General features: G+C 67.1%; 23 protein-coding genes. 16 read left to right on the top strand and 7 right to left on the bottom strand.

The window, feature by feature from the left end:
- Window positions 1–97 precede the first annotated feature (97 nt).
- The gene (locus ABE571_RS00080; protein WP_070473916.1) at window positions 98–292 is read left to right on the top strand and encodes a heavy-metal-associated domain-containing protein; all 195 of its coding nucleotides are present in this window, start codon (window positions 98–100) and stop codon (window positions 290–292) included.
- Window positions 293–406: 114 nt separating this feature from the next.
- On the opposite strand, the gene ABE571_RS00085 is transcribed toward ABE571_RS00080, so the two are convergent.
- On the bottom strand, window positions 407–1,099 hold the full coding sequence (locus ABE571_RS00085; RefSeq protein WP_346492941.1) for a type 1 glutamine amidotransferase domain-containing protein: 693 nt from the start codon (window positions 1,097–1,099) through the stop codon (window positions 407–409).
- Window positions 1,100–1,194: 95 nt separating this feature from the next.
- Window positions 1,195–1,794 (bottom strand): TetR/AcrR family transcriptional regulator, encoded by a 600-nt coding sequence (locus ABE571_RS00090; protein WP_346466743.1) that lies wholly within the window; start codon window positions 1,792–1,794, stop codon window positions 1,195–1,197.
- A 173-nt stretch (window positions 1,795–1,967) separates the two neighbouring features.
- Between ABE571_RS00090 and ABE571_RS00095 the strand changes: the two genes are divergently transcribed.
- Complete coding sequence (locus ABE571_RS00095; protein ID WP_083298829.1) at window positions 1,968–2,237, top strand: hypothetical protein; 270 nt, start codon at window positions 1,968–1,970, stop codon at window positions 2,235–2,237.
- A 19-nt stretch (window positions 2,238–2,256) separates the two neighbouring features.
- Here ABE571_RS00095 and ABE571_RS00100 read toward each other — a convergent pair whose 3' ends face one another.
- Complete coding sequence (locus ABE571_RS00100; RefSeq protein ID WP_346492942.1) at window positions 2,257–3,621, bottom strand: PLP-dependent aminotransferase family protein; 1,365 nt, start codon at window positions 3,619–3,621, stop codon at window positions 2,257–2,259.
- 190 nt (window positions 3,622–3,811) lie between these two features.
- Between ABE571_RS00100 and cyoA the strand changes: the two genes are divergently transcribed.
- Genes cyoA through ABE571_RS00135 form a run of 7 tightly spaced genes read left to right on the top strand, consistent with a single transcriptional unit; the run spans window position 3,812 to window position 10,323 of the window.
- Window positions 3,812–4,786 carry a ubiquinol oxidase subunit II gene (gene cyoA, locus ABE571_RS00105; protein ID WP_313218530.1) on the top strand — a complete coding sequence of 325 codons (975 nt, stop codon included), beginning with the start codon at window positions 3,812–3,814 and terminating at the stop codon, window positions 4,784–4,786.
- Between the two features lie 2 nt (window positions 4,787–4,788).
- Window positions 4,789–6,768 (top strand): cytochrome o ubiquinol oxidase subunit I, encoded by a 1,980-nt coding sequence (cyoB, locus tag ABE571_RS00110; protein ID WP_313218528.1) that lies wholly within the window; start codon window positions 4,789–4,791, stop codon window positions 6,766–6,768.
- The gene (gene cyoC, locus ABE571_RS00115) at window positions 6,765–7,403 is read left to right on the top strand and encodes a cytochrome o ubiquinol oxidase subunit III (RefSeq protein ID WP_102789309.1); all 639 of its coding nucleotides are present in this window, start codon (window positions 6,765–6,767) and stop codon (window positions 7,401–7,403) included. Before cyoB ends, cyoC begins: the two co-directional genes overlap by 4 nt.
- Window positions 7,400–7,753 carry a cytochrome o ubiquinol oxidase subunit IV gene (cyoD, locus tag ABE571_RS00120; protein WP_313218526.1) on the top strand — a complete coding sequence of 118 codons (354 nt, stop codon included), beginning with the start codon at window positions 7,400–7,402 and terminating at the stop codon, window positions 7,751–7,753. The genes cyoC and cyoD overlap by 4 nt, the downstream gene beginning before the upstream one ends.
- On the top strand, window positions 7,750–8,232 hold the full coding sequence (locus tag ABE571_RS00125) for a copper chaperone PCu(A)C (protein WP_346492943.1): 483 nt from the start codon (window positions 7,750–7,752) through the stop codon (window positions 8,230–8,232). Before cyoD ends, ABE571_RS00125 begins: the two co-directional genes overlap by 4 nt.
- Window positions 8,229–8,798, top strand: coding sequence for an SCO family protein (locus ABE571_RS00130; RefSeq protein WP_346492944.1), 570 nt, complete (start codon window positions 8,229–8,231; stop codon window positions 8,796–8,798). The genes ABE571_RS00125 and ABE571_RS00130 overlap by 4 nt, the downstream gene beginning before the upstream one ends.
- 37 nt (window positions 8,799–8,835) lie before the next feature.
- Window positions 8,836–10,323 carry an MFS transporter gene (locus ABE571_RS00135; protein ID WP_346492945.1) on the top strand — a complete coding sequence of 496 codons (1,488 nt, stop codon included), beginning with the start codon at window positions 8,836–8,838 and terminating at the stop codon, window positions 10,321–10,323.
- A gap of 46 nt (window positions 10,324–10,369) precedes the next feature.
- Here the strand turns inward: ABE571_RS00135 and ABE571_RS00140 are convergent, their stop codons facing one another.
- Both ABE571_RS00140 and ABE571_RS00145 read right to left on the bottom strand, forming a co-directional pair.
- Window positions 10,370–11,203 carry a class I SAM-dependent methyltransferase gene (locus tag ABE571_RS00140; RefSeq protein WP_346492946.1) on the bottom strand — a complete coding sequence of 278 codons (834 nt, stop codon included), beginning with the start codon at window positions 11,201–11,203 and terminating at the stop codon, window positions 10,370–10,372.
- 85 nt (window positions 11,204–11,288) lie between these two features.
- The gene (locus ABE571_RS00145; protein ID WP_313211972.1) at window positions 11,289–12,635 is read right to left on the bottom strand and encodes an Nramp family divalent metal transporter; all 1,347 of its coding nucleotides are present in this window, start codon (window positions 12,633–12,635) and stop codon (window positions 11,289–11,291) included.
- Between the two features lie 110 nt (window positions 12,636–12,745).
- Here ABE571_RS00145 and ABE571_RS00150 point away from each other — a divergent pair, with 110 nt between their 5' ends.
- Both ABE571_RS00150 and ABE571_RS00155 read left to right on the top strand, forming a co-directional pair.
- Window positions 12,746–13,516 carry a hypothetical protein gene (locus ABE571_RS00150; RefSeq protein ID WP_313218517.1) on the top strand — a complete coding sequence of 257 codons (771 nt, stop codon included), beginning with the start codon at window positions 12,746–12,748 and terminating at the stop codon, window positions 13,514–13,516.
- A 52-nt stretch (window positions 13,517–13,568) separates the two neighbouring features.
- Window positions 13,569–14,546, top strand: a complete 978-nt coding sequence (locus ABE571_RS00155; protein WP_346492947.1) for a zinc-binding dehydrogenase — start codon at window positions 13,569–13,571, stop codon at window positions 14,544–14,546.
- 157 nt (window positions 14,547–14,703) lie between these two features.
- Here the strand turns inward: ABE571_RS00155 and ABE571_RS00160 are convergent, their stop codons facing one another.
- Complete coding sequence (locus tag ABE571_RS00160; protein ID WP_346493111.1) at window positions 14,704–15,597, bottom strand: LysR family transcriptional regulator; 894 nt, start codon at window positions 15,595–15,597, stop codon at window positions 14,704–14,706.
- 201 nt (window positions 15,598–15,798) lie between these two features.
- Between ABE571_RS00160 and ABE571_RS00165 the strand changes: the two genes are divergently transcribed.
- From ABE571_RS00165 to ABE571_RS00175, 3 genes are all read left to right on the top strand, one after another.
- Window positions 15,799–16,263 (top strand): cupin domain-containing protein, encoded by a 465-nt coding sequence (locus ABE571_RS00165; protein WP_346492948.1) that lies wholly within the window; start codon window positions 15,799–15,801, stop codon window positions 16,261–16,263.
- 78 nt (window positions 16,264–16,341) lie between these two features.
- On the top strand, window positions 16,342–16,998 hold the full coding sequence (locus ABE571_RS00170; protein WP_346482394.1) for an SDR family oxidoreductase: 657 nt from the start codon (window positions 16,342–16,344) through the stop codon (window positions 16,996–16,998).
- A 64-nt stretch (window positions 16,999–17,062) separates the two neighbouring features.
- Window positions 17,063–17,989 (top strand): M14 family metallocarboxypeptidase, encoded by a 927-nt coding sequence (locus ABE571_RS00175; protein ID WP_346492949.1) that lies wholly within the window; start codon window positions 17,063–17,065, stop codon window positions 17,987–17,989.
- Here the strand turns inward: ABE571_RS00175 and ABE571_RS00180 are convergent.
- The gene (locus tag ABE571_RS00180; protein WP_313211964.1) at window positions 17,962–18,828 is read right to left on the bottom strand and encodes a LysR family transcriptional regulator; all 867 of its coding nucleotides are present in this window, start codon (window positions 18,826–18,828) and stop codon (window positions 17,962–17,964) included. The two genes, ABE571_RS00175 and ABE571_RS00180, sit on opposite strands and share 28 nt — an antisense overlap.
- A gap of 109 nt (window positions 18,829–18,937) precedes the next feature.
- On the opposite strand from ABE571_RS00180, the gene ABE571_RS00185 reads away from it, so the two are divergent.
- The gene (locus ABE571_RS00185) at window positions 18,938–19,309 is read left to right on the top strand and encodes a multidrug efflux SMR transporter (RefSeq protein WP_346492950.1); all 372 of its coding nucleotides are present in this window, start codon (window positions 18,938–18,940) and stop codon (window positions 19,307–19,309) included.
- Window positions 19,306–19,626, top strand: coding sequence for a multidrug efflux SMR transporter (locus tag ABE571_RS00190; protein WP_346462475.1), 321 nt, complete (start codon window positions 19,306–19,308; stop codon window positions 19,624–19,626). Before ABE571_RS00185 ends, ABE571_RS00190 begins: the two co-directional genes overlap by 4 nt.
- Window positions 19,627–19,631 lie beyond the last annotated feature (5 nt).

The following is a 19,631-nucleotide window of genomic DNA, read 5'->3' on the forward strand; positions in this document are numbered from 1 at the left end:
ATGCCCTGCAAAAAGGACACGGACGCGCTAAGGCCTTGACCTTGCCACGTTGTCAGCCCCGACAGTGGGCTCATACCCACCACGGCGAGGTCGCCCGATGCATCGTTTCACCCTTCCCACCATGACCTGCGGCGGCTGCGCCCGCTCCGTCACCAAGGCCCTGCAGGGCGTCGATCCGCACGCACGCATCGAGACCGATCCGCCCGCGCGCGAAGTACGTGTGGAGAGCGACCGCGAGCGGGCCGCCTTCCTGGCCGCGCTGGCCGATGCTGGATTCCCTGCCACGCCATGAGCGGGCGGTCCCACGCCATCCCGGAGGACAACGCATGTGCATGAAACATCTTCTGCCGCTGCTGCCGTCCCTGGCGGCGTGGGGCACCGTGACATCCGATGCCGTCGCGGCGGCTCAGGCCTTGGTGGCGGACGCGAGTCGCTCCACCAGCACCTCAGCCGCTTCGGCCGACGAGGCCGGATTCTGGCCGGTGATCAGCAAGCCATCGCTGACGACATACGAGCCCCAGTCCGGCCCCTTGGAGTAGGAACCGCCCGCGGCCTTGAGCATGTCCTCGACCAGGAAGGGCACCACCTCGGTCAGGCCGACGCCCTCTTCTTCGGTGTTGGTGAAGCCTGTGACCTTCTTGCCCTGCACCAGTGGGGCACCCTCGGCCGTCTTGACGTGACGCAGCACGCCCGGCGCATGGCAGACCAGCGCGACCGGCTTGCCGGCGGCGATGAAGGCTTCGATCAGCGCGATGGAGTGGGTGTCTTCGGCGAGGTCCCACAGCGGGCCGTGGCCGCCGGGATAGAACACGGTATCGAACGCGTCCTGCGAAACGCTGTCCAGGCGCACGGTGTTGGCCAGCTGCGCGTTGGCATCCGCGTCTGCCTCGAAGCGGCGGGTGGCGTCGGTCTTGAAGTCCGGTTCGTTGCTTTTGGGATCCAGCGGCGGCCGCCCACCCTTGGGCGAGGCCAGCACGATCTCGGCGCCCGCATCCTTGAAGGTGTAGTAAGGCGCAGCCAGCTCTTCCAGCCAGAAGCCGGTCTTCTTGCCGGTGGTGCCGAGTTCGTCGTGCGAGGTCAGAACGATGAGGACTTTCATGGATGATGCTCCTGTGGGTGCTTGATTAGACTGGTCGTCTAGTGATGGGGCCGAGAAAAACACGCCGATGCCGGCGTGCGTGAGACATGCCTTTGTCAGGGGCCGGTATGCAGAAGGCGGGCGGTCAACGCCACGGCGTCGTCGAACGGGCCGGTGGTGCGGGCGATCTTGACCATGATGCTGGTCCCCAGCCACAGCTGATACACGCTTCGGGCGACCGCCTCGGGTGGCTCCCGGGTCGCCACCGATCCGTCGGCCAGGCCCGCTGCAATGGCACGCGCCAGCCGATCGGTGATCCCCGTGGTGCCACGCTGGAGTGCGGCCCGCATGGGTTCGGAGAGGTCCGCCACTTCGGCACCAAGCTTTACGGCCAGGCACTTGCCCTGGCAGTCCTCGAAGGACTGGCTGTCCTGCCAGGCGCGGAAGTACGCGGCCAGTTGCTCGGCCTTGGTCTGGCCCGGCTGGCGGAAGATGCGGTCCATATCGGCGAGATAGGCGCTGAAGTAGTCCTCCAGCAATGCCTCGCCGAAGGCTTCCTTCGAGGCGAAGTAGTGGTAGAACGAGCCTTTGGGGACGCCCGCCGCCGCGAGCACTTCATTGAGGCCGACGGCGGAGAAGCCCTTGGCGCCCATGATCCGCTGGCCGCTGGCCAGGATCGTGTCGCGGACGGTGGAGGGGGTGGTGGGCGAGTTCATGGACGCCACTGTACGCCTGATTAGACCGGTCGTCTAGTGCCTGCTTGCGTGGTCCACGGGAAGCCGGCCAGCGGCCGGCACTACCCCGTCCCCGGGCGGCGATTGCCGACGGGAAGGGGGCGGATCAAGGTATATTCCCCGGCCCCATTTTCATTGCCAGATATCGCCCCGCCATGAGCACGCCCCGCAAGCACTACAAACACCCCGCAGAATCCGAGATCGGCAACGGCACGATCTACCTCGAGGCGCAGGGCGATGTGATCGTGCGGCAGGTGGAAAGCTACCGCAGCGTGCTGGTCTGGGCGGACAAATCCGGGCAGGCCGATGAGCGCTTCCCGCTGTCCGATCAGCCGCTGTCCTGGCTGGATCTGGATTCGGATGACGCCATCACTGCCAGTCAGTTTGAAGCCGTCTGGAAGCAGGCCAAAGCCGTTTCCGGCTGAGCGTGCCGAAAGGCGGGCGTCACACCGTCCAGCCGGGGCTTTCCGCCGCCACATGCATCAGCTGATCCAGCTGGCGCAGCGCCCGGTGCAGTTCCTGCCGGTTGGCGGCCGCGCCCAATGAGATCCGCACCGCATCGTTGATCGCTACCCCGTCGGGCGTGAACGCCGATGACGGTGCGATGCCCAGCCCCTGCAGGCGCGCGGCGTGGGTGAGGCTGGCATCGGTCCAGTGCGCGGGAAGACGGCACCAGGCGTGCACGCCCGCGCAATGCTGCAGGAACCGCGGCGACAACGCCGACCGCGCCAGATAGCGTCGTTCGGCCGCTTCGTCCTGCACCAGTTTCAGCATGGCCTGCGCGGAGCCATCCAGGATCAGCTGCGTCACCAGGGCGTTCATCAGCGGTGGCGCCATCAGGTTGACCGCGCGCAGGGCGTCGAGCACCGGTTGCCGGTCCATGCCGTCGGGCAGGCGCACGAAACCGGTGTGCAATCCCGGACTGAGGCACTTGGAGAGCGTGGAGATGTAGCAGGCCTGCTGCGGTGCCAGCAGCGCGAGCGGGGCAGGGGCGTCCTCCAGCAGCAGCCAGTAGGGGTCGTCTTCGATCAGCAGCAGGTGCTGCGCGCGGATCACCTCGGCCAGTGCCTCGCGGCGTGCCTGCGGCATCGTGTGGGCGGTGGGGTTCTGTGCGGTCGGGTTGAGATAGATCAGCCGTGCGCCCTGCTGCTTCGCGGCGCGCGCCAGCGCGTCTGGACGCATGCCGTGCGCGTCGCACTCGACCACGTGCAGCCGCCGCTCCAGCACCCGCGCGGCGTGCAGCAGTCCCGGGTAGACCAGGGGCTCGCACAGGATCGTGTCGCCGGCGTCGGTCAACGCCAGCAGCAGGGCAGACAGCGCCGCCTGCGCGCCTTCCGTGACGACCAGCGTATCGGCATCGACCTTGCCGAGGATCGGTTTGAGCCAGTGCTGGGCCGCCCGGTGATCGGCGCGGCTGCCACCGCCCACGTGATACGTCATCAGATTGTCCGCATCACTGCGGGTGAGCACGGACGACAGTCCACGCCGCAACACGTCGGCGACCTGGCCGCCGCCGGGGCTGGGCGGCAGGTTCATGCTCAGGTCCACCAGCTGGGTAAGTTCCACCTGCGGCGGCGCGACGAACGACCCCAGCGGGCCACGGGCATCGATCAGCCCGCGCTTGCGTGCCTCGGTGAAGGCACGGGTGATGGTGGTGAGGTCCACCTTCAGCTCGGTGGCCAGCGTGCGCTGTGCGGGCAGGCGCTGGCCGGGACGTAACGCACCGGACCACACCGCACGTTCCAGGGCCTGCACGATGCGCAGGTACACCGGCCCGTGCCCATCGGCGATGAGGGGGCTCCATTCCATGCGCGCATGGTACGCGCGGCCGGGAGAGCGGCTGCGACAGTGTGTCGCATCATGTATGGATCATGTCGTTGCCTAACGTACGCGGCTGCGGCGGGCACCCCCCATGCATATCGGTCATGCAGGGGGGTGTTCGCCACTTTTCATGATCCGGGCCGCCCGGCCCGGCACTGCGTTGGAAGGGCCGTCACGCATGAACCCCGCTACACACTCCGCTCGCCGCGCCACCCCGGCCGGTCGAGCCCGCGCCGGACGCTGGTTCGGCCTGGCAGCGCTGCTGCCATTGCTCACAGGGTGCAAGAACCTGGAGCTGTTCAATCCCATGGGCAGCATCGCCGAGCAGGAAATGCAGCTGATCCTGGTCTGCACCGGCCTGATGCTGCTGGTGGTGATCCCGGTGATCATCCTGACGCTGTACTTCGCGTGGCACTACCGCGAGTCCAACAAAGAGGCCACCTACGCGCCGACCTGGTCGCATTCCACCGCGATCGAAGTGGTGGTGTGGACGATTCCGTGCCTGATCGTGGTGGTGCTCGGCGTGTTGATCTGGAAGAGCACCCACGCGCTGGATCCCTACCGCCCGATCGCGTCGGACACGCCCGCACTGCGCGTGGAAGTGGTCTCGCTCAACTGGAAATGGTTGTTCATCTACCCGGACCACAACGTGGCCACGGTCAATGAACTGGTGATGCCGGTCGATACGCCGGTCGCCTTCAAGCTGACCTCCGAGTCGATGATGAATGCCTTCTTCGTGCCGCAACTGGGCAGCATGGTCTACACCATGCCCGCGATGCAGACCCGCCTGCACCTGATCGGGCACACGCCGGGCACCTATGCCGGGATGTCATCGGCCTACAGCGGCTCGGGCTTCTCGGACATGACGTTCGATGCGCGGGTGATGACCGAGGCGGACTTCGACCAGTGGCTGGCGCAGTCGCGTGGCACCGCCCAGCACCTGGACCAGGCCCGCCTGGCCGAACTGGAGAAGCCGACCCACGGTGCGCCGATGCAGCGCTTCGCCAGCGTGGATACCGGACTGTTCGACAGCATCCTGCGCCGTTACGGCGGCATGCCTGATGACGAGATCTGCCTGCCCGGCGAAGAACCCGGCGCAAAATCCCAACTCGTAAGCCTGGCCGCGTCTGCCAGCCGTACCGCGGAGAACTGATTGTGCTTGGAAAGTTGAACCTCGACGCGATTCCCTACCACGACCCGATCATCATGTCGGCGCTGGTGGGCTCGCTGCTGCTGGGCGTGGCGATCGTCGCGGCCATCACGTATTACAAAAAGTGGGGCTATATCTGGACCGAGTGGATCACCTCGGTGGACCATAAGAAGATTGGCGTGATGTACATCATCCTGGCCCTGGTCATGCTGGTGCGCGGCTTCGCCGATGCGCTGATGATGCGTGCCCAGCAGGCCATCGCCGCCAATGACAGTGCCGGCTACCTGCCGCCGGAGCACTACGACCAGATCTTCACCGCGCATGGCGTGATCATGATCTTCTTCGTGGCCACCCCGCTGATCGTGGGTCTGATGAACATCGTGGTGCCGCTGCAGATCGGCGCGCGCGACGTGGCCTTCCCGTTCGTCAACTCGCTCAGCTTCTGGCTGTCTGCCGTGGGTGCGGTGCTGGTGATGCTGTCGATGTTCGTCGGCGATTTCGCCGCGACCGGCTGGGTGGCGTATCCGCCGCTGTCCGGCATCGAGTACAGCCCCACGGTGGGCGTTGACTACTACATCTGGTCATTGCAGGTCTCGGGCATCGGCACCACGCTGACCGGCCTGAACTTCATCGTCACCATCCTCAAAATGCGTGCGCCGGGCATGGACCTGATGAAGATGCCGGTGTTCACCTGGACCGCATTGATCACCAACATCCTGATCGTGGCGATCTTCCCGGTGCTGACCGCGACCCTGGCGCTGCTGACCATGGATCGCTATTTCGGGATGCATTTCTTCACCAATGACGCCGGCGGCAACGCCATGATGTACGTCAACCTGATCTGGATCTGGGGCCACCCGGAAGTCTACGTGCTGATCCTGCCGTGCTTCGGCGCGTTCTCGGAGATCATCGCCACGTTCTCGGGCAAGCCGCTGTTCGGCTACCGCTCGATGGTCTATGCGACCTCGTCGATCGGCATCCTGTCGTTCTTCGTGTGGCTGCACCACTTCTTCACCATGGGCTCGGGCGCGAACGTCAATGCCTTCTTCGGCATCATGACCTCCATCATCTCGATCCCCACCGGGGTGAAGCTGTTCAACTGGCTGTTCACCATGTACCGCGGGCGGATCCGCTACCACTCCTCAACGTTGTGGACCATCGGCTTCATGGTCACCTTCGCGCTGGGCGGCATGACCGGCGTGATGCTGGCGATCCCGGGGGCGGATTTCGTGCTGCACAACAGCCTGTTCCTGATCGCGCACTTCCATAACGTGATCATCGGCGGCGTGGTGTTCGGCTGCCTGGCCGGGATCAGCTTCTGGTTCCCGAAGGCGTTCGGCTTCACCCTCAACGAGCGCTGGGGCAAGATTTCGTTCTGGTGCTGGCTGGTTGGCTTCTATCTGGCCTTCATGCCGCTGTACGTGCTGGGCTTCAAGGGCATGACCCGGCGCATGAACCACTACGGGGTGGAGGGCTACCAGCCGTGGCTGATCGTGGCCGCCATCGGTGCGCTGGTGATCGCCGCCGGTATCGCCGCGATGTTCATCCAGTTCTATGTCAGCGTGCGTGACCGCAAGGCCAACATGGATCTCACCGGCGACCCGTGGAATGCGCGCAGCCTGGAGTGGGCGACGTCTTCGCCACCGCCGTTCTACAACTTCGCCAAGCTCCCCGCGATCACCTCGCTGGAACAGCATTGGGACGACAAGCAGCACGGCCGTGCCTGGCAGCGCCAGGACACCTACGAGGACATTCACATGCCGCGCAATACCGCGTCGGGTGTGGTGATCTCGGTGTTCAGCCTGGTGTTGTGCTTCGCCCTGGTCTGGCACATGTGGGTGCTGGCCGGCATCGGCCTGATCGGGGTGATCGCGACTTTCGTGCTGCGTTCGTATGACCGTGACGTGGACTACTACGTGCCCGCCGCCGAGGTGAAGCGCATCGAAGACGCGCACTTCGCGCAGATGGAAGGAGCCAAGGCATGAGCGGGGATACCCTGACCGCTGCCACGCAGCACGGGCAGCTCGCGGCCGGTCACCACGACCACGCCCATGAGCACCACGACGACGGCAACAAGACCGTCGTCGGGTTCTGGATGTACCTGATGGGCGACTGCCTGATCTTCGCGGTGCTGTTCGCCACCTTTGGCGTGCTGCTCAACGGGACGGCCGATGGCCCCAGTGGCAAGGAACTGTTCAAGCTGGGCTTCGTGCTCTCCGAAACGGTGGTGCTGCTGCTCAGCAGCTTCACCTTCGGCCTGGCGATGCTCGGCATGCAGGCCGGAAAGCGCAACCAGGTGGTGGGCTGGCTGGCCGTGACAGGCGTGCTCGGTGCGGTCTTCATCGGCATGGAGCTGTATGAGTTCGCCGAGCTGATCCATGAAGGCGCCACCCCGGACGTGAGTGCATATCTGTCGGCGTACTTCACGCTGGTGGCCACCCACGGCCTGCACGTCACCTTCGGCCTGCTGTGGCTGGCGATCATGATCCACCAGGTGCTGAAGTTCGGCCTGGACGGCATCGTGCGTCGCCGCCTGGCCTGCCTGAGCCTGTTCTGGCATTTCCTGGATCTGATCTGGATCTGTGTGTTCACCTTCGTCTACCTGAGGGAGTTTGTATGAGCGCGAACGCGCCTGATGCCGATCACGGTGGCGGCCACGCCACCCTGAAGGGCTACCTCCTCGGCCTGCTGCTGTGCCTGGTGCTCACCGGTGCCTCGTTCGGCGTGGTCATGACCGATCTGGTGCCGCAGCCGCTGCGCCTGACCGCCATCGTGGTGCTGTGCGTGGTGCAGCTGGTCGCCCAGCTGGTGCTGTTCCTGCATATCGGGGCAGGGCGCAGCCAGCGCGAGAACACCGGCATCTTCCTGTGCACCGCGTTCCTGATCGCCATCGTGGTGGCCGGCTCGCTGTGGGTGATGCACAACGCCAACCTCAACATGATGCCGATGCAGATGTCGGGCACGCCATGAGCGGGTCACGCTCGGGTGTCCTGGCTGCCGGTCTGCTGTTGACGTGTTCCGTGATGCCGGTGGTGGCTGCGGCCGCGCAGGCCCACACCGCGGCAACGGTGTCGGTCAGCGATCCGTGGGTGCGCCTGCCACCACCGGCGGCCAACGTGGCCGCCGGCTATGTGCAGCTGCATAACGGCGGCGGCGAGGACCGGCTGCTGTCGGCCGCGTCCTCGGCGTTTGCCGAGGTGCAGATCCATGCCATGCGCATGGACGGGGAAGTGATGCGCATGCAGGCGCTGCCCGATGGCCTGGCGTTGCCTGGCGGCCAGACGTTGGCGCTGCAGCCCGGGGGGGTCCACCTGATGCTGCTGAAGCCGAAGCGGCCGTTGTCGGCCGGCCAGACGGTACGGGTGACGCTGCAGTTTGCCCGCAGCGCAGCGCAGGTGGTGAACTTCAGTGTGCGCGATGGCCTGGTGCCGCACGGGGCGGTGAAGTGACGCGCTGGGCGGCCGCGGGCCTGCTTACACTGGGGCTGCTGGCCGGCTGCGCCGACGGCCAGGCGCCGGTGATGGGCCAGGCGGCACTCGGGGCGGTCAAGCTTGCGAGCAGCGACGGGCGCACGCTTGCCATCCGCGATCTGCAGGGCACGCCGACCCTGCTGTTCTTCGGCTTCACCCATTGCCCCGAAGTGTGCCCGCTGAGCCTGGTCAAAGCGGTTCAGATCAAGCGGCTGCTGGGCCCGGCGGCAGAGCACCTGCAGGTCATCTTCGTGACGGTCGACCCGCAGCGCGATACGCCGGCGCACCTGCGCGAGTATCTGGCGGCCTTCGATACCACGTTCCTGGGCCTGGCCGGTGACGAGGCCGGTACCCGCGCCATCGCCGAGAGCCTGGGCGTGAGTTATCGGCGCGTCGGCGAGGGTGACGCGGCCACGTTCGAGCACACCGCCTCCTGGTTCCTGCTCGGCGCTGACGGGCAGCTGCAGGATGTGTACGGCTATGCGATGAGCGAGCAGGCTATCGTGGAGAAGCTTCGCATGCGGCTGGCGGCGGCCGAAGGGTGAGCCGGCGGACCGCCACACCCCGGGGAATTGCGCTGCCATGAGCCGTGCCGGCGCGCACCGCGCGGATGCCGTCCTGCTGCTCGGCTCGGCCGGCTGCGCGCTCACCGTGCTCGATACCAACGTGGTCGGTGTGGTGCTGCCGACCCTCGCCCGCGATCTGTCGGCCTCGTTCGCAGACATCGAATGGGTGGTCAGTGCCTACGTGCTGTGCTTCGCCTCGCTGCTGCTGCCCGCCGGCACCCTGGCCGATCGGATCGGGCGTCGCCGTCTGTTCCTGGTCGGCTTGAGCCTGTTCGCGCTGACCTCGGTGGCGTGCGGCATCGCCGGCACCGCGATGGCCTTGTCTCTGGCACGGGCCGGGCAGGGTGCTGCGGCCGCGTTCATGCTGGCACCGGCGCTGTCGTTGATCGGGCATGCGCACCAGAGCGCGCCCTCGCGTGCGCGTGCCTGGGCAATCTGGGGCGCGATCATGGGCCTGACCATGGTGCTCGCCCCGCTGATCGGGGGCGCCATCGCGACCTGGTGGGGTTGGCGCTGGGCCTTCCATATCAATCTTCCGCTGTGCCTGCTGCTGGCGGGCCTGAGCGGGGCTTTCGTGCCGGAGTCGCGCGATCCGGTCAGCCGCCGCATCGACGTGCCGGGCGTGCTGCTGTTCGCCGGCAGCATGCTGTGCTGGACCTGGGCGCTGATCCGTGGCCCGGTGGAGGGCTGGGGCAGTGCCACGGTGCTGCCATGGTTGCTGGCCGGCACCGCGTTGGGCGCAGGCTTCATCGTGGTCGAGCAGCGCCGCGCCCAGCCCATGCTGGATCTGCGCCTGTTCCGCGCGCCGGCACTGGTCGGTGCGGTGCTGGCGATGTTCGCCTACGCCGCCTGCGTACAGGTGATGGCCTCGTTGCTGCCGTTGCTGCTGCAGAACGCCCGCGGCGACAGCGTGCTGCAGGCCGGCGTGCACATGCTGCCGTTCGCACTGGCGATGCTGCTGCTTCCGTTCGTGGGGCGCCGGCTGGGGACGCGGTGGGCCTCCGGGCGGATCCTGGCGCTGGGCCTGGGCGTTGCCGTGATCGGCAACCTGGGCATCGCGGTGGCGTTGTGGCAACACAGCGATCTCGGCCTGCTGCTGGCGATGGCGGTGCTCGGCAGTGGCGGTGGCCTGCTCAACGGCGAAACACAGAAGGCGATCATGAGCGTGATTCCGCCGGACCGCGCCGGGATGGCCTCCGGCATCAGCACCACCGCGCGCTTCTCCGGCATCCTGATCGGGTTCGCCACGCTGGGCGCGGTGTTGTCCAGCCACGTCCGTGACGCCGCCCGCGGGGCGCTGACCGAGGCCGGGCAGGCAGGGTCGCCGGCGCTGATCGAGCGCGTGGTGGCCGGCGAGCTGTCCGTGTCCGGGGCTGCACACGACACCCTGACACTGGTGGCGCGCCAAGCCTATGGCGATGGCGCGGCGTATGCATTCGTGACCGCGGCGGCCATGGCATGGGTGGCGATGCTGCTGACCAGCACGTTGATGGCCAGGCGCTAGACAGTCCGAAGGTGGCGTCCGCGCATGGCGTGGATCCGGCCGGCGGTCACCACGCGCGGGCGCGCACGTCCCAGCAGGCGGCAGTGAATGTCACCGAATCGCCGTCGACGAACGGCTCGAAGGCATGCAGCACCGCGTCGAGCACGTGCGTTTGGACGTCCGCGGCGAGGTCGCCGTTTCGCAGCGCGCTCCCGACCGGTCCGAGCAGCGAGACGTACGTCGCCAGATCCGCACGGTCGATGCGGCATACGACATCCAGCGGCAGCAGCTCGATATCCTCCCAGCCGCCGTCGCTCAGGATCTGCTCGACCCGGACCTGGTCGGCAAACGCGAACTGACCCGGTGCCCCGGGTTGACGCGGCGGCAACTGCAGCCAGGGTGCCGCCGCGCGCTCGGCGGTGGTCATGAACGCGTTCTCGTCCGTCCCGCGCCAGGCCAGCGCCTGCAGCACGCCGCCGCGTTTGGCGGCGCGCTGCAACTGACCGAAGGCCTGCACCGGGTCATCGAAGAACATCACGCCGAAGCGCGACACGATCCGGTCCAGACGTCCGGGTGCGAACGTATGCTGCTGCGCGTCGGCGACGATGAAGTCCACTGCCAGCCCGGCTCGCTGCGCGCGCTCACGCGCCAAGGCGATCATCGGGGCGGAGAGGTCGACTCCGATGACGTGTGCCTCCGGAGCCAGCCGTCCGGCAATGGCCAGCGCCACCGCCCCAGTCCCGCAGCCCACATCCAGCACCTGCGCATCGGTGCCCGGCGCGATGGCATCGAGCAGGTGAGTGGCCAGCGGCGCGAACATCTGATCGAGAATGCGCTGCGCTTCCACCCATGCCTCACCGGCCGGGCCATTCCATAACGCGTGCTGCGAGGTGTCGGTCATTGCAGGGCTCGATCTGGCATTGCCAGTGGGATGAGGAGGCTGCACTGTGCCACCTCAACCATCGTTGAGGTCAAGCGCGCAGGCCTCAGCCCCGCCACACGTCCACCAGCAGCTTCACGTTCAACACGATGATCAGGCCGCCGATCAGCCAGGACAGCACGATGAGCCAGCGTGGCGCCACCAGCGCGCCCATCTTGGCCTTGTCCGAGACGAACCGGACCAGCGGCACCACCGCGAACGGCAGCTGCATCGAGAGCAGTACCTGGCTCAGCACCAGCAACCGTGCGGTGCCTTGCTCCCCATAGATCGCGGTCACCACCACCACCGGCACGATCGCAATGCCGCGGGTGATCAGGCGCCGTGCCCACGGGGCGATCCGCAGGCGCAGGAAACCTTCCATCACGATCTGGCCGGCCAGCGTCGCCGTCACGGTGGAGTTGATGCCCGAGGCGAGCAGGGCGACCGCGAACAGGGTCGAGGCCAGTCCGACGCCGAGCATCGGCGCCAGCAGCTCGTACGCCTGTTCGATCTCCTGCACGTCGGTACGGCCCTGCGCATGGAACACCGCGGCGGCCAGGATCAGGATCGAGGCGTTGATGAACAGTGCCAGCATCAACGCAATGGTGCTGTCCGTCACCGCCCAGCGCAGCGCACTGCGGCGCCCGGCATCGGTGCGCGGATAAGCGCGGGTCTGCACGATGGAGGAATGCAGGTACAGATTGTGCGGCATCACGGTGGCACCGATGATGCCGATCGCCAGGTACAGCGCCTTGGGGTCGGTCACCACCTGCGCATGCGGAATGAACCCGGCCAGCACCGCCTGCAGCGGCGGCGCGGCGATGACCATCTGGATCGCAAAGCAGCCGAAGATCACCAGCAGCAGCGCGATCACGAAGGCCTCCAGCGCGCGGAAGCCGCGGTTCATCAGCAGCAGCACCAGCACCACATCCACCGCGGTGATGATCGCGCCGGCCAGCAGCGGGATGCCGAACAGCAGTTTCAACGCGATCGCGGTGCCGATCACCTCGGCCAGGTCGCAGGCAATGATCGCGATCTCGCACAGCAGCCACAGGCCGAGGTTCACCGGGCGTGAGTAGTGGTCGCGGCAGGCCTGCGCCAGATCCCGCCCGGTTGCGATCCCCAGCCGCGCCGACAGCCCCTGCAGCACGATCGCCATCAGGTTGGAGAGCAGGATCACCGAGAGCAGCAGGTAGCCGAACTGCGCGCCACCGGCGATATCGGTGGCCCAGTTGCCCGGGTCCATGTAGCCGACCGAGATCATGTAGCCCGGGCCGAGGAAGGCCAGCAGGCGGAACCACCAGTGGCCGCCCGTAGGCACCGCGACGCTGGCGTTCATCTCGCCCAGGCTGGGCGTATGCCCGGCCGACGAAGGCCAGGCGGGGGAGCTCTCGGGGCGGCGGCGACTGTCCACGGGCGCAATATAGCAGAGGCTATGTTAGTAAGGCTTTGCAATCTGAGGCATCCCAGCGCCTTAACCCTGAACCGCGTATCGTCACCGCTCTTTTCAGATGGAGTGGGTGCATGCGTTGGATCGTGTTGTTGGCCGCATTGGCCATGCCCGTGGTGGCGTGGCTCTCACAGACCGGCATGTTCGGCCCGACCAACGGTGCAGTCTCCGACCAGTACCCCACGTTGCTGGTCGCGGCCGGGTACGCCTTCGCGATCTGGGGCGTGATCTTCCTGTGGGATGTGCTGTTCGGGTTCTGGCAGCTGCGCCTGCGCAAACCGGACATCACCGGGGTTCGCCCGTGGGCCGCGGCGGGCTTTGCGCTGACCGCCGCCTGGATGCCGGTGTTCTCCAACCAGTGGTTCCTGCCGGCGCTGGCGATCATCTGGGCGGCCCTGATCTGCCTGATCGTGGCCGCCTACCGCGCCTCACCGATCACCGCCCCGGGCGGTCAGCGTGCCTGGGCGGCGTACCCACTGGGGCTGCACGCCGGCTGGCTGTCGTTGGCGGCCTACCTCAATACCGCCCAGGTGATCGTCGCCTACCGCTGGCTGCCGACCGACAACATGCTCGGCTGGAGCCTGGTTCTGCTGGTCCTGGCCACGCTGCTGGTGCTGGTGGTCAACCAGCTGCTGCGCGGGCACTTCGCCTATCCAGCCGCCGTCATCTGGGCGCTGGCCGGGATGTACGTCAAGCAGTCCGGCTGGGATCTGCCGGGCGCGGCCAACATCGCCACCCTGGCCCTGGTGCTGATCATCATCGTGGTGATCCAGACCGTGTGGCTGCGCGTACGCGCGTACCGCCAGCCGCGCGCGATCGCCGCCGCCCACCGTCATCGCCGTTGATTCTTTCTGCAGGAGACACGCCCATGCACATCGTGATGAAGGAGCGCTGCTGATGCGCGCTGCCGTCCACACCACCTTCGGTGACCCGACCCAGGTCCTCCACGGCGGCGATGTGCCGCAGCCGACCCCCGCGGCCGGTGAGGTGCGGATCCGCACCGTGCTGGCGCCGATCCACAACCACGACCTGTGGACGGTGCGCGGCCAGTATGGCTACAAGCCCGAGCTGCCCGCAGTCGGTGGCAGCGAAGGCACCGGCGTGATCGAGGCGCTGGGCGAAGGCGTCGAGGGGCTCAAGATCGGCCAGCGGGTCAGCGCTGCCTCGGTGCATGGCACCTGGGCCGAGTCCTTCATCGCGCCGGCGCGCATGGTCATCCCCATGCCGGACAGCATCGATGACAACACGGCCGCGCAGCTGATCGCCATGCCGCTGAGTGCGCTGATGCTGCTGGAATTCCTGCAGGTGCAGGAAGGCCAGTGGATCCTCCAGAACGCCGCCAATGGTGCGGTCGGCAAGGCGTTGGCGATGCTGGCCAAGGCGCGTGGGGTGCACTGCATCAACCTGGTGCGGCGCGATGCCGGTGTGGCCGAGATGGCCGAGCTCGGCATCGACCACACCATCTCCACCGCGCAGTCGGATTGGATGGCCCAGGTGCAGGCAAAGGTAGGCAAGGCCTCGATTGCGGCCGCCGTGGATTCGGTGGGCGGTCGCGCCAGCAGCGAGCTGATGACGCTGTTGGGCGATGGCGGCACACTGGTCTCGTTTGGCTCCATGACCGGCGAGCCGATGCAGTTCAGCTCGGGCGATGTGATCTTCAAGCAGGCCACGGTGAAGGGCTTCTGGGGCAGCAAGGTCAGCCAGGCGATGGCGCCGGATGACAAGCGTCGCCTTGTTGGCGAACTGCTGCAGCTGGCCGCGCGCGGTGGATTGAGCCTGCCGGTGGACGGCGTGTTCGGGCTGGATGAGGTGGCCGATGCCGCCAAGGCCAGCCTGGAACCGGGCCGCAACGGCAAGGTGCTGCTGCACCCCTGAGGTGCACGGTAGAGCCGACCGTTGGTCGGCTGCCCTTGATCGGGCGCTGCGTCAGCCGACCAACGGTCGGCTCTACGGGTGATCGGGCCTGCGTCAGCCGACCAACGGTCGGCTCTACGGGTGATCGGGCGCTGCGCCAGCCGACCAACGGTCGGCTCTACCGGTCTGCGCGCAATGCTTCGATCACGACCTTCATGGCGCTCGAGGATTGCCGGCGGCTGGGGTAGTAGGCGTAGTACCCGTCGAACGGATCGCACCAGTCTTCCATGACACGCCGCAGTGCGCCGGCGGCGATGTCATCGCGCACCATGTCCTCGGGCAGATAGGCCAGGCCCGCACCGGCCAGCGCCGCGCGGTGGATCGCACTGCTGCCGTTGAAGGTCCATTGGCCATCCACGCGCACGTTTACTTCTTCGCCGTTCTTTTCCAGGTCCCACACCATCAGCCCGCCATGGGTTGGCAGGCGCAGGCCGATGCAGTTGTGCGCGGCCAGGTCGGCCGGCAGCTGCGGCGCGGCATGCGTGGCGAAGTAGGCGGGGCTGGCCACGATGGCCATGCGCAGCGGCGGGCTGATCGGCACCTCGATCATGTCCTTGGCCACGCGGCCGCCGAGACGGATGCCGATGTCGTAGCGCTGGGCGACGATGTCGGCCAGGCCATAGTCGATGGTCAGTTCCACATGCAGATCGGGGTAGGCGGGCAGCACGGCGGACAGCCGGGGCCAGACGATCGTGTTGGCGGCATGCTCGGCCGTGGTGATGCGGATCGTGCCAGCGGGCCGGTCACGGTACTCGCTGATCGCGGCGACCTCGGCCTCGATCTCCTGCATGCGCGGGGCGACGGTCTCGTACAGCCGCTCGCCGGCCTCGGTCATCGAGACGCTGCGCGTGGTGCGGGTCAGCAGGCGCACGCCGAGGCGCTCTTCCAGCCCGCGCACCGTGTGGCTGAGTGCGGATTGTGAGACACCCAACTGCGCGGCCGCACGGGTAAAGCTGCGCTCGCGCGCGACGGTGACGAACACGTGCAGGTCGTTGAAATTCTCGCGGGCCATGGGCAGGGCCAAGGGCGCATGGCAGTCATGCGCGTCCATGATGCGCGCTGCCGACTGATGAGCTCAAGGAGCTTCGCTTTGCGATTGATGAGCTGCGATCATGGCTGCATGCCGATCGCGATGGCTAGTACCCACGTGGGTGCGCGCCTACAGTGACCCTCCCGGCGGTGCGAACCGCTGCTCCCCACAGGAGATCGCTTCATGGACCTGTTCACCGCAGCACTGTCGCTTTCCATGGTGGCCACCGTACCCGCCGAGACCGCGCCCATCCGCATCACCACTGCCGGTACTGCCCCTTCGGCCGCCGGCCCGGCCGAGTACTTCACCGGGCGGGTGCGCATCGATGCACCGTTCCAGACCGATGCGCCGGCGCGCGTCAGCGGCGCCACGGTCACCTTCGAGCCCGGCGCACGCACCGCGTGGCATACCCATCCGCTGGGCCAGACCCTGATCGTCACCGCGGGCGTGGGTAGCGTGCAGGAATGGGGCAAGCCCGCCCGTGAGATCCGCCCGGGCGACATCGTCTGGATTCCGCCGGGCGTCAAACATTGGCATGGTGCGAAAGCTGCCACCGCAATGACCCATATCGCGATCGCCGAAGCGGTCGATGGCTCACCGGTGACGTGGCTGGAGCAGGTCAGCGACGCGCAGTACAGCGGCAACTGAACCACGCTCCGCGATGGGGACGGCCGTGTCACATCCACCTACGTACCCTCACAGGCCGATTGAAACAGGAGAACCGTCTTGAGTACCGTTTTCATCGTCGGCGCGGCCGGCAAGGTCGGCCGTCCCCTGGTCAAGCAGTTGGCCGACAAGCAACATCGCGTGCTGGCGCTGCATCGCCGCGCCGAGCAGGGCACTGAACTGAGCGACCTGGGCGCAACGCCGGTCACCGGCGATCTCACCGTCACCGACGTGAACACGCTGGCCGGCCAGATGCGCGGCAGTGACGCGGTTGTTTTCACCGCCGGTGCGGGTGGTGCCGGTATCGAGGTCACTAACGCCATCGATGGCCGCGGCTTGGAGCTTGCGGTGGATGCGGCGCGGCAGGCGGGCGTGCGCCGCTTCCTGCTGGTCTCGGCATTCCCGGAAGCCGGCCGCAACAAAGGCATGGGCGAGGGCTTCGAGAATTACATGACGGTCAAGAAGCGCGCCGATGTGTATCTGGCCGCGACTGATCTGGATTGGGTGATCCTGCGCCCCGGCACCTTGAGCGATGCGCCGGGCACCGGCCGCGTCACGGCGGGCCCGGCGATTGCCTATGGTGATATCCCGCGCGCCGATGTGGCCGCCACGCTGGTGGCGCTGGTGGAGCATCCGCAGGTGCGGCGCACGATCATCGAGTTGACTGAAGGTGACCGGCCTGCCGATGAGGCGATCGCGCAGCTTGCCCGGGCGTAACTCGGGCCGCCGTGTGCGGCGATGGTAAAATCACGTTTCCACCCGCAGCACAGACGAGCACGCCATGACCAACGCCCCCTTCTATCCCATCGGCACCCCCGGCCAGCCCTGGGGCGCAGCGGAGAAGGCGCTGTGGCGCGCTCGTCAGGTGCCGCAGCGCCGCTATGCCGATGACGTGTTGCCGGCCGTCGAGGCGCTGCGCGGCAGCTTCGACGTGACCCGGTACGGCACGCTCGAGTACGCCCCGGACCAATACCCGCTGTTTGCCGTGCGCAGCCGCGACTGGAACCCCGCACTGCCGACGATGCTGGTCACCGGCGGGATCCACGGTTACGAAACCAGCGGCGTGCAGGGCGCGTTGCAGTTCCTGCAGACCCGCGCGGCCGAATACGCCGGGCGCGCCAATCTGCTGGTCGTGCCCTGCGTCAGCCCGTGGGGCTACGAGCGCATCCAGCGCTGGAACGCCGAGGCGATCGATCCGAACCGTTCGTTCATGGCCAACAGCCCGGCGGCCGAATCGGCTGCGCTGATCGCACTGGTCGCGCCCCTGCGCGGCAGCATCGTGATGCATATCGACCTGCACGAAACCACGGACACCGATGAAACCGAGTTCCGCCCGGCGTTGGCCGCGCGCGACGGCAAGCCGTTCGAGCCCGGCCTGATCCCGGATGGTTTCTACCTGGTCGATGACACCGAAAACCCGCAGCCGGCCTTCCAGACCGCGGTCAATGCGGCCGTCGAGCGGGTGACCCATATCGCCCCGGCCGACGACAAGGGCGAGATCATCGGTTCCCCGGTGGTCGCCCCGGGGGTGATCGAGTACCCGCTGGAAAAACTGGGCCTGTGCGCCAGCGTCAGTGGTGCCCGGTACACCACCACTACCGAGGTGTATCCGGACAGCCCGCGCGCCACCCCGCAGCAGTGCAACGACGCCCAGGTGGCGGCAATCTGCGCGGCGATCGATTACGCGTTGGCCGCCCCCAGGAACTGATCCAGCAACCACAGCGCCGCTGGCCCCAGCGGCGCGCCTTTGTGCCATACCGCATCGGTGGAGACCAGCCGCGGCCAGCCGGGCAGGGGCAGCTCCACCAGCATGCCCCGGCCATAGCGCGCCACCAGTGCGCGCGGCAATGCCGCCCAGCCGAAGCCATCCTCGGCCATCTCCAGCACCATCAGATAGTCCGAGGCCGACCACGTGCGCCCGCGTGCGTGGCCCTCGCGCGCCGCATCGCCACTCAGGCAGATCTGACGGTGGCTGGCCAGGTGGGATTCGTCCGGCGCGTGCAGCGCGGCCAGCGGATGACCGGCGGCAACAAACACCGCCATCTCTGCGCGCAGGGGCAGGGCGCGCACCGCCAGTTCGGACGGGTAGGCCGGCTGATGCGGCATCAGCCCGAGATGGGCACGCCCACGCTGCACCACGTCCAGCACGTCACTGCCTTCGGCATCCAGCCACTCCAGTTCGATATCCGGAAAACGCTGCTCGAACCGGCGCAGCAGGTGCTGGTCCGGGTTGAGCTGGTAAATGTCCGAGAACACCAGGCTCAGGCGCGGCTCGACCTCATCCGCCAAGCGGATGCTGAGCTGCTCCAGACGGTCGGCGGCCGCGAGGATTTCCTGTGCATGGCCGAGCACCTTGCGGCCGTCCTCGGTCAGGACCGGGTAGCGGCCGCTGCGGTCGAACAGCGTGAGGCCCAGGTCGGCCTCGAGCGTGGCGATCGCGGTGCTGATGGTCGACTGGGTCTTTTTCAGGCGGCGCGCGGCGGCGGAGAACGAGCCTAGCGCAGCCGCTTCCACGAAGGCGTGCAGGGATTCGGGGCCGTAGCGCATTGATGTATCGCCTTTATCGATGGATTCCATCTTTGGTCTGATGGAAATGGCGATGATAATGGGCGCGTCGCCCGGGTGTCATCCCGCGGCCGCAATCAAGGAGCTTTCCATGCACACACAGGTGCATTCGCAACCCCGTGCCCGTGGCGGTCTGATCGCCTGGGCCTGCCTGGCCGTGGCGATCGTCGCCGAAGTGGTCGGCACCTCGTTCATGGCCGATGCCGCCCGTCATGGGGGCTATCTGGGCTATGTGGTAATGGCCGTGGCGCTGGCCATTGCGTACTACTTCCTGGCGCTGTCGGTGCGCGGCATCGCGGTGGGCGTGGCCTACGCCGTGTGGGAAGGCCTGGGCCTGACCTTGCTGACGCTGGTCGGCATGTTCGTGTTCAAGGACAGTCTGTCCGTGCAGCAGATGATCGGACTGGTGATGGCGGCGGTCGGCATCGTCTGCGTCACCCTCGGCGAGGCGCACACGCCATGAACCTCACTGCCTTCCTGTTCGTGCTGTGCTCGGCACTGATCGATATCGCGGCCAACATGATGGTGGCCAAATCTGATGGCTTCCGTAAGCCGGCCTGGGGTTTTGCCGCGATCGTGCTGGTCTGGATCGCCTTCGCGCTGCTCGGTCAGGCGGTCAAAACCATGGATCTGGCCACGGCCTATGCGATGTGGGGTGCCATCGGCGTGATCGGCACGGCCCTCTGCGGGCGCGTGCTGTTCGGCAACCGGCTGCGCCCGATCGGCTGGGTCGGGATCGCGCTGGTCACCGGTGCGGTGGTGGTGCTGTCGAGCCATTGATCCCC

It is taken from the genome of Stenotrophomonas sp. TWI273 (assembly GCF_039674765.1).
In the GTDB taxonomy this organism is placed as follows: domain Bacteria; phylum Pseudomonadota; class Gammaproteobacteria; order Xanthomonadales; family Xanthomonadaceae; genus Stenotrophomonas.

Coding starts and splice junctions, on each gene's coding strand:
- ABE571_RS00190 (WP_346462475.1), top strand. CDS start 19,306: ATGAACCTCACTGCCTTCCTGTTCGTGCTGTGCTCGGCACTGATCGAT.
- cyoC (WP_102789309.1), top strand. CDS start 6,765: ATGAGCGGGGATACCCTGACCGCTGCCACGCAGCACGGGCAGCTCGCG.
- cyoD (WP_313218526.1), top strand. CDS start 7,400: ATGAGCGCGAACGCGCCTGATGCCGATCACGGTGGCGGCCACGCCACC.
- ABE571_RS00160 (WP_346493111.1), bottom strand. CDS start 15,597: ATGGCCCGCGAGAATTTCAACGACCTGCACGTGTTCGTCACCGTCGCG.
- cyoA (WP_313218530.1), top strand. CDS start 3,812: ATGAACCCCGCTACACACTCCGCTCGCCGCGCCACCCCGGCCGGTCGA.
- ABE571_RS00175 (WP_346492949.1), top strand. CDS start 17,063: ATGACCAACGCCCCCTTCTATCCCATCGGCACCCCCGGCCAGCCCTGG.
- ABE571_RS00180 (WP_313211964.1), bottom strand. CDS start 18,828: ATGCGCTACGGCCCCGAATCCCTGCACGCCTTCGTGGAAGCGGCTGCG.
- ABE571_RS00095 (WP_083298829.1), top strand. CDS start 1,968: ATGAGCACGCCCCGCAAGCACTACAAACACCCCGCAGAATCCGAGATC.
- ABE571_RS00090 (WP_346466743.1), bottom strand. CDS start 1,794: ATGAACTCGCCCACCACCCCCTCCACCGTCCGCGACACGATCCTGGCC.
- ABE571_RS00185 (WP_346492950.1), top strand. CDS start 18,938: ATGCACACACAGGTGCATTCGCAACCCCGTGCCCGTGGCGGTCTGATC.
- ABE571_RS00080 (WP_070473916.1), top strand. CDS start 98: ATGCATCGTTTCACCCTTCCCACCATGACCTGCGGCGGCTGCGCCCGC.
- ABE571_RS00125 (WP_346492943.1), top strand. CDS start 7,750: ATGAGCGGGTCACGCTCGGGTGTCCTGGCTGCCGGTCTGCTGTTGACG.
- ABE571_RS00085 (WP_346492941.1), bottom strand. CDS start 1,099: ATGAAAGTCCTCATCGTTCTGACCTCGCACGACGAACTCGGCACCACC.
- ABE571_RS00100 (WP_346492942.1), bottom strand. CDS start 3,621: ATGGAATGGAGCCCCCTCATCGCCGATGGGCACGGGCCGGTGTACCTG.
- ABE571_RS00155 (WP_346492947.1), top strand. CDS start 13,569: ATGCGCGCTGCCGTCCACACCACCTTCGGTGACCCGACCCAGGTCCTC.
- ABE571_RS00135 (WP_346492945.1), top strand. CDS start 8,836: ATGAGCCGTGCCGGCGCGCACCGCGCGGATGCCGTCCTGCTGCTCGGC.
- ABE571_RS00150 (WP_313218517.1), top strand. CDS start 12,746: ATGCGTTGGATCGTGTTGTTGGCCGCATTGGCCATGCCCGTGGTGGCG.
- ABE571_RS00165 (WP_346492948.1), top strand. CDS start 15,799: ATGGACCTGTTCACCGCAGCACTGTCGCTTTCCATGGTGGCCACCGTA.
- ABE571_RS00140 (WP_346492946.1), bottom strand. CDS start 11,203: ATGACCGACACCTCGCAGCACGCGTTATGGAATGGCCCGGCCGGTGAG.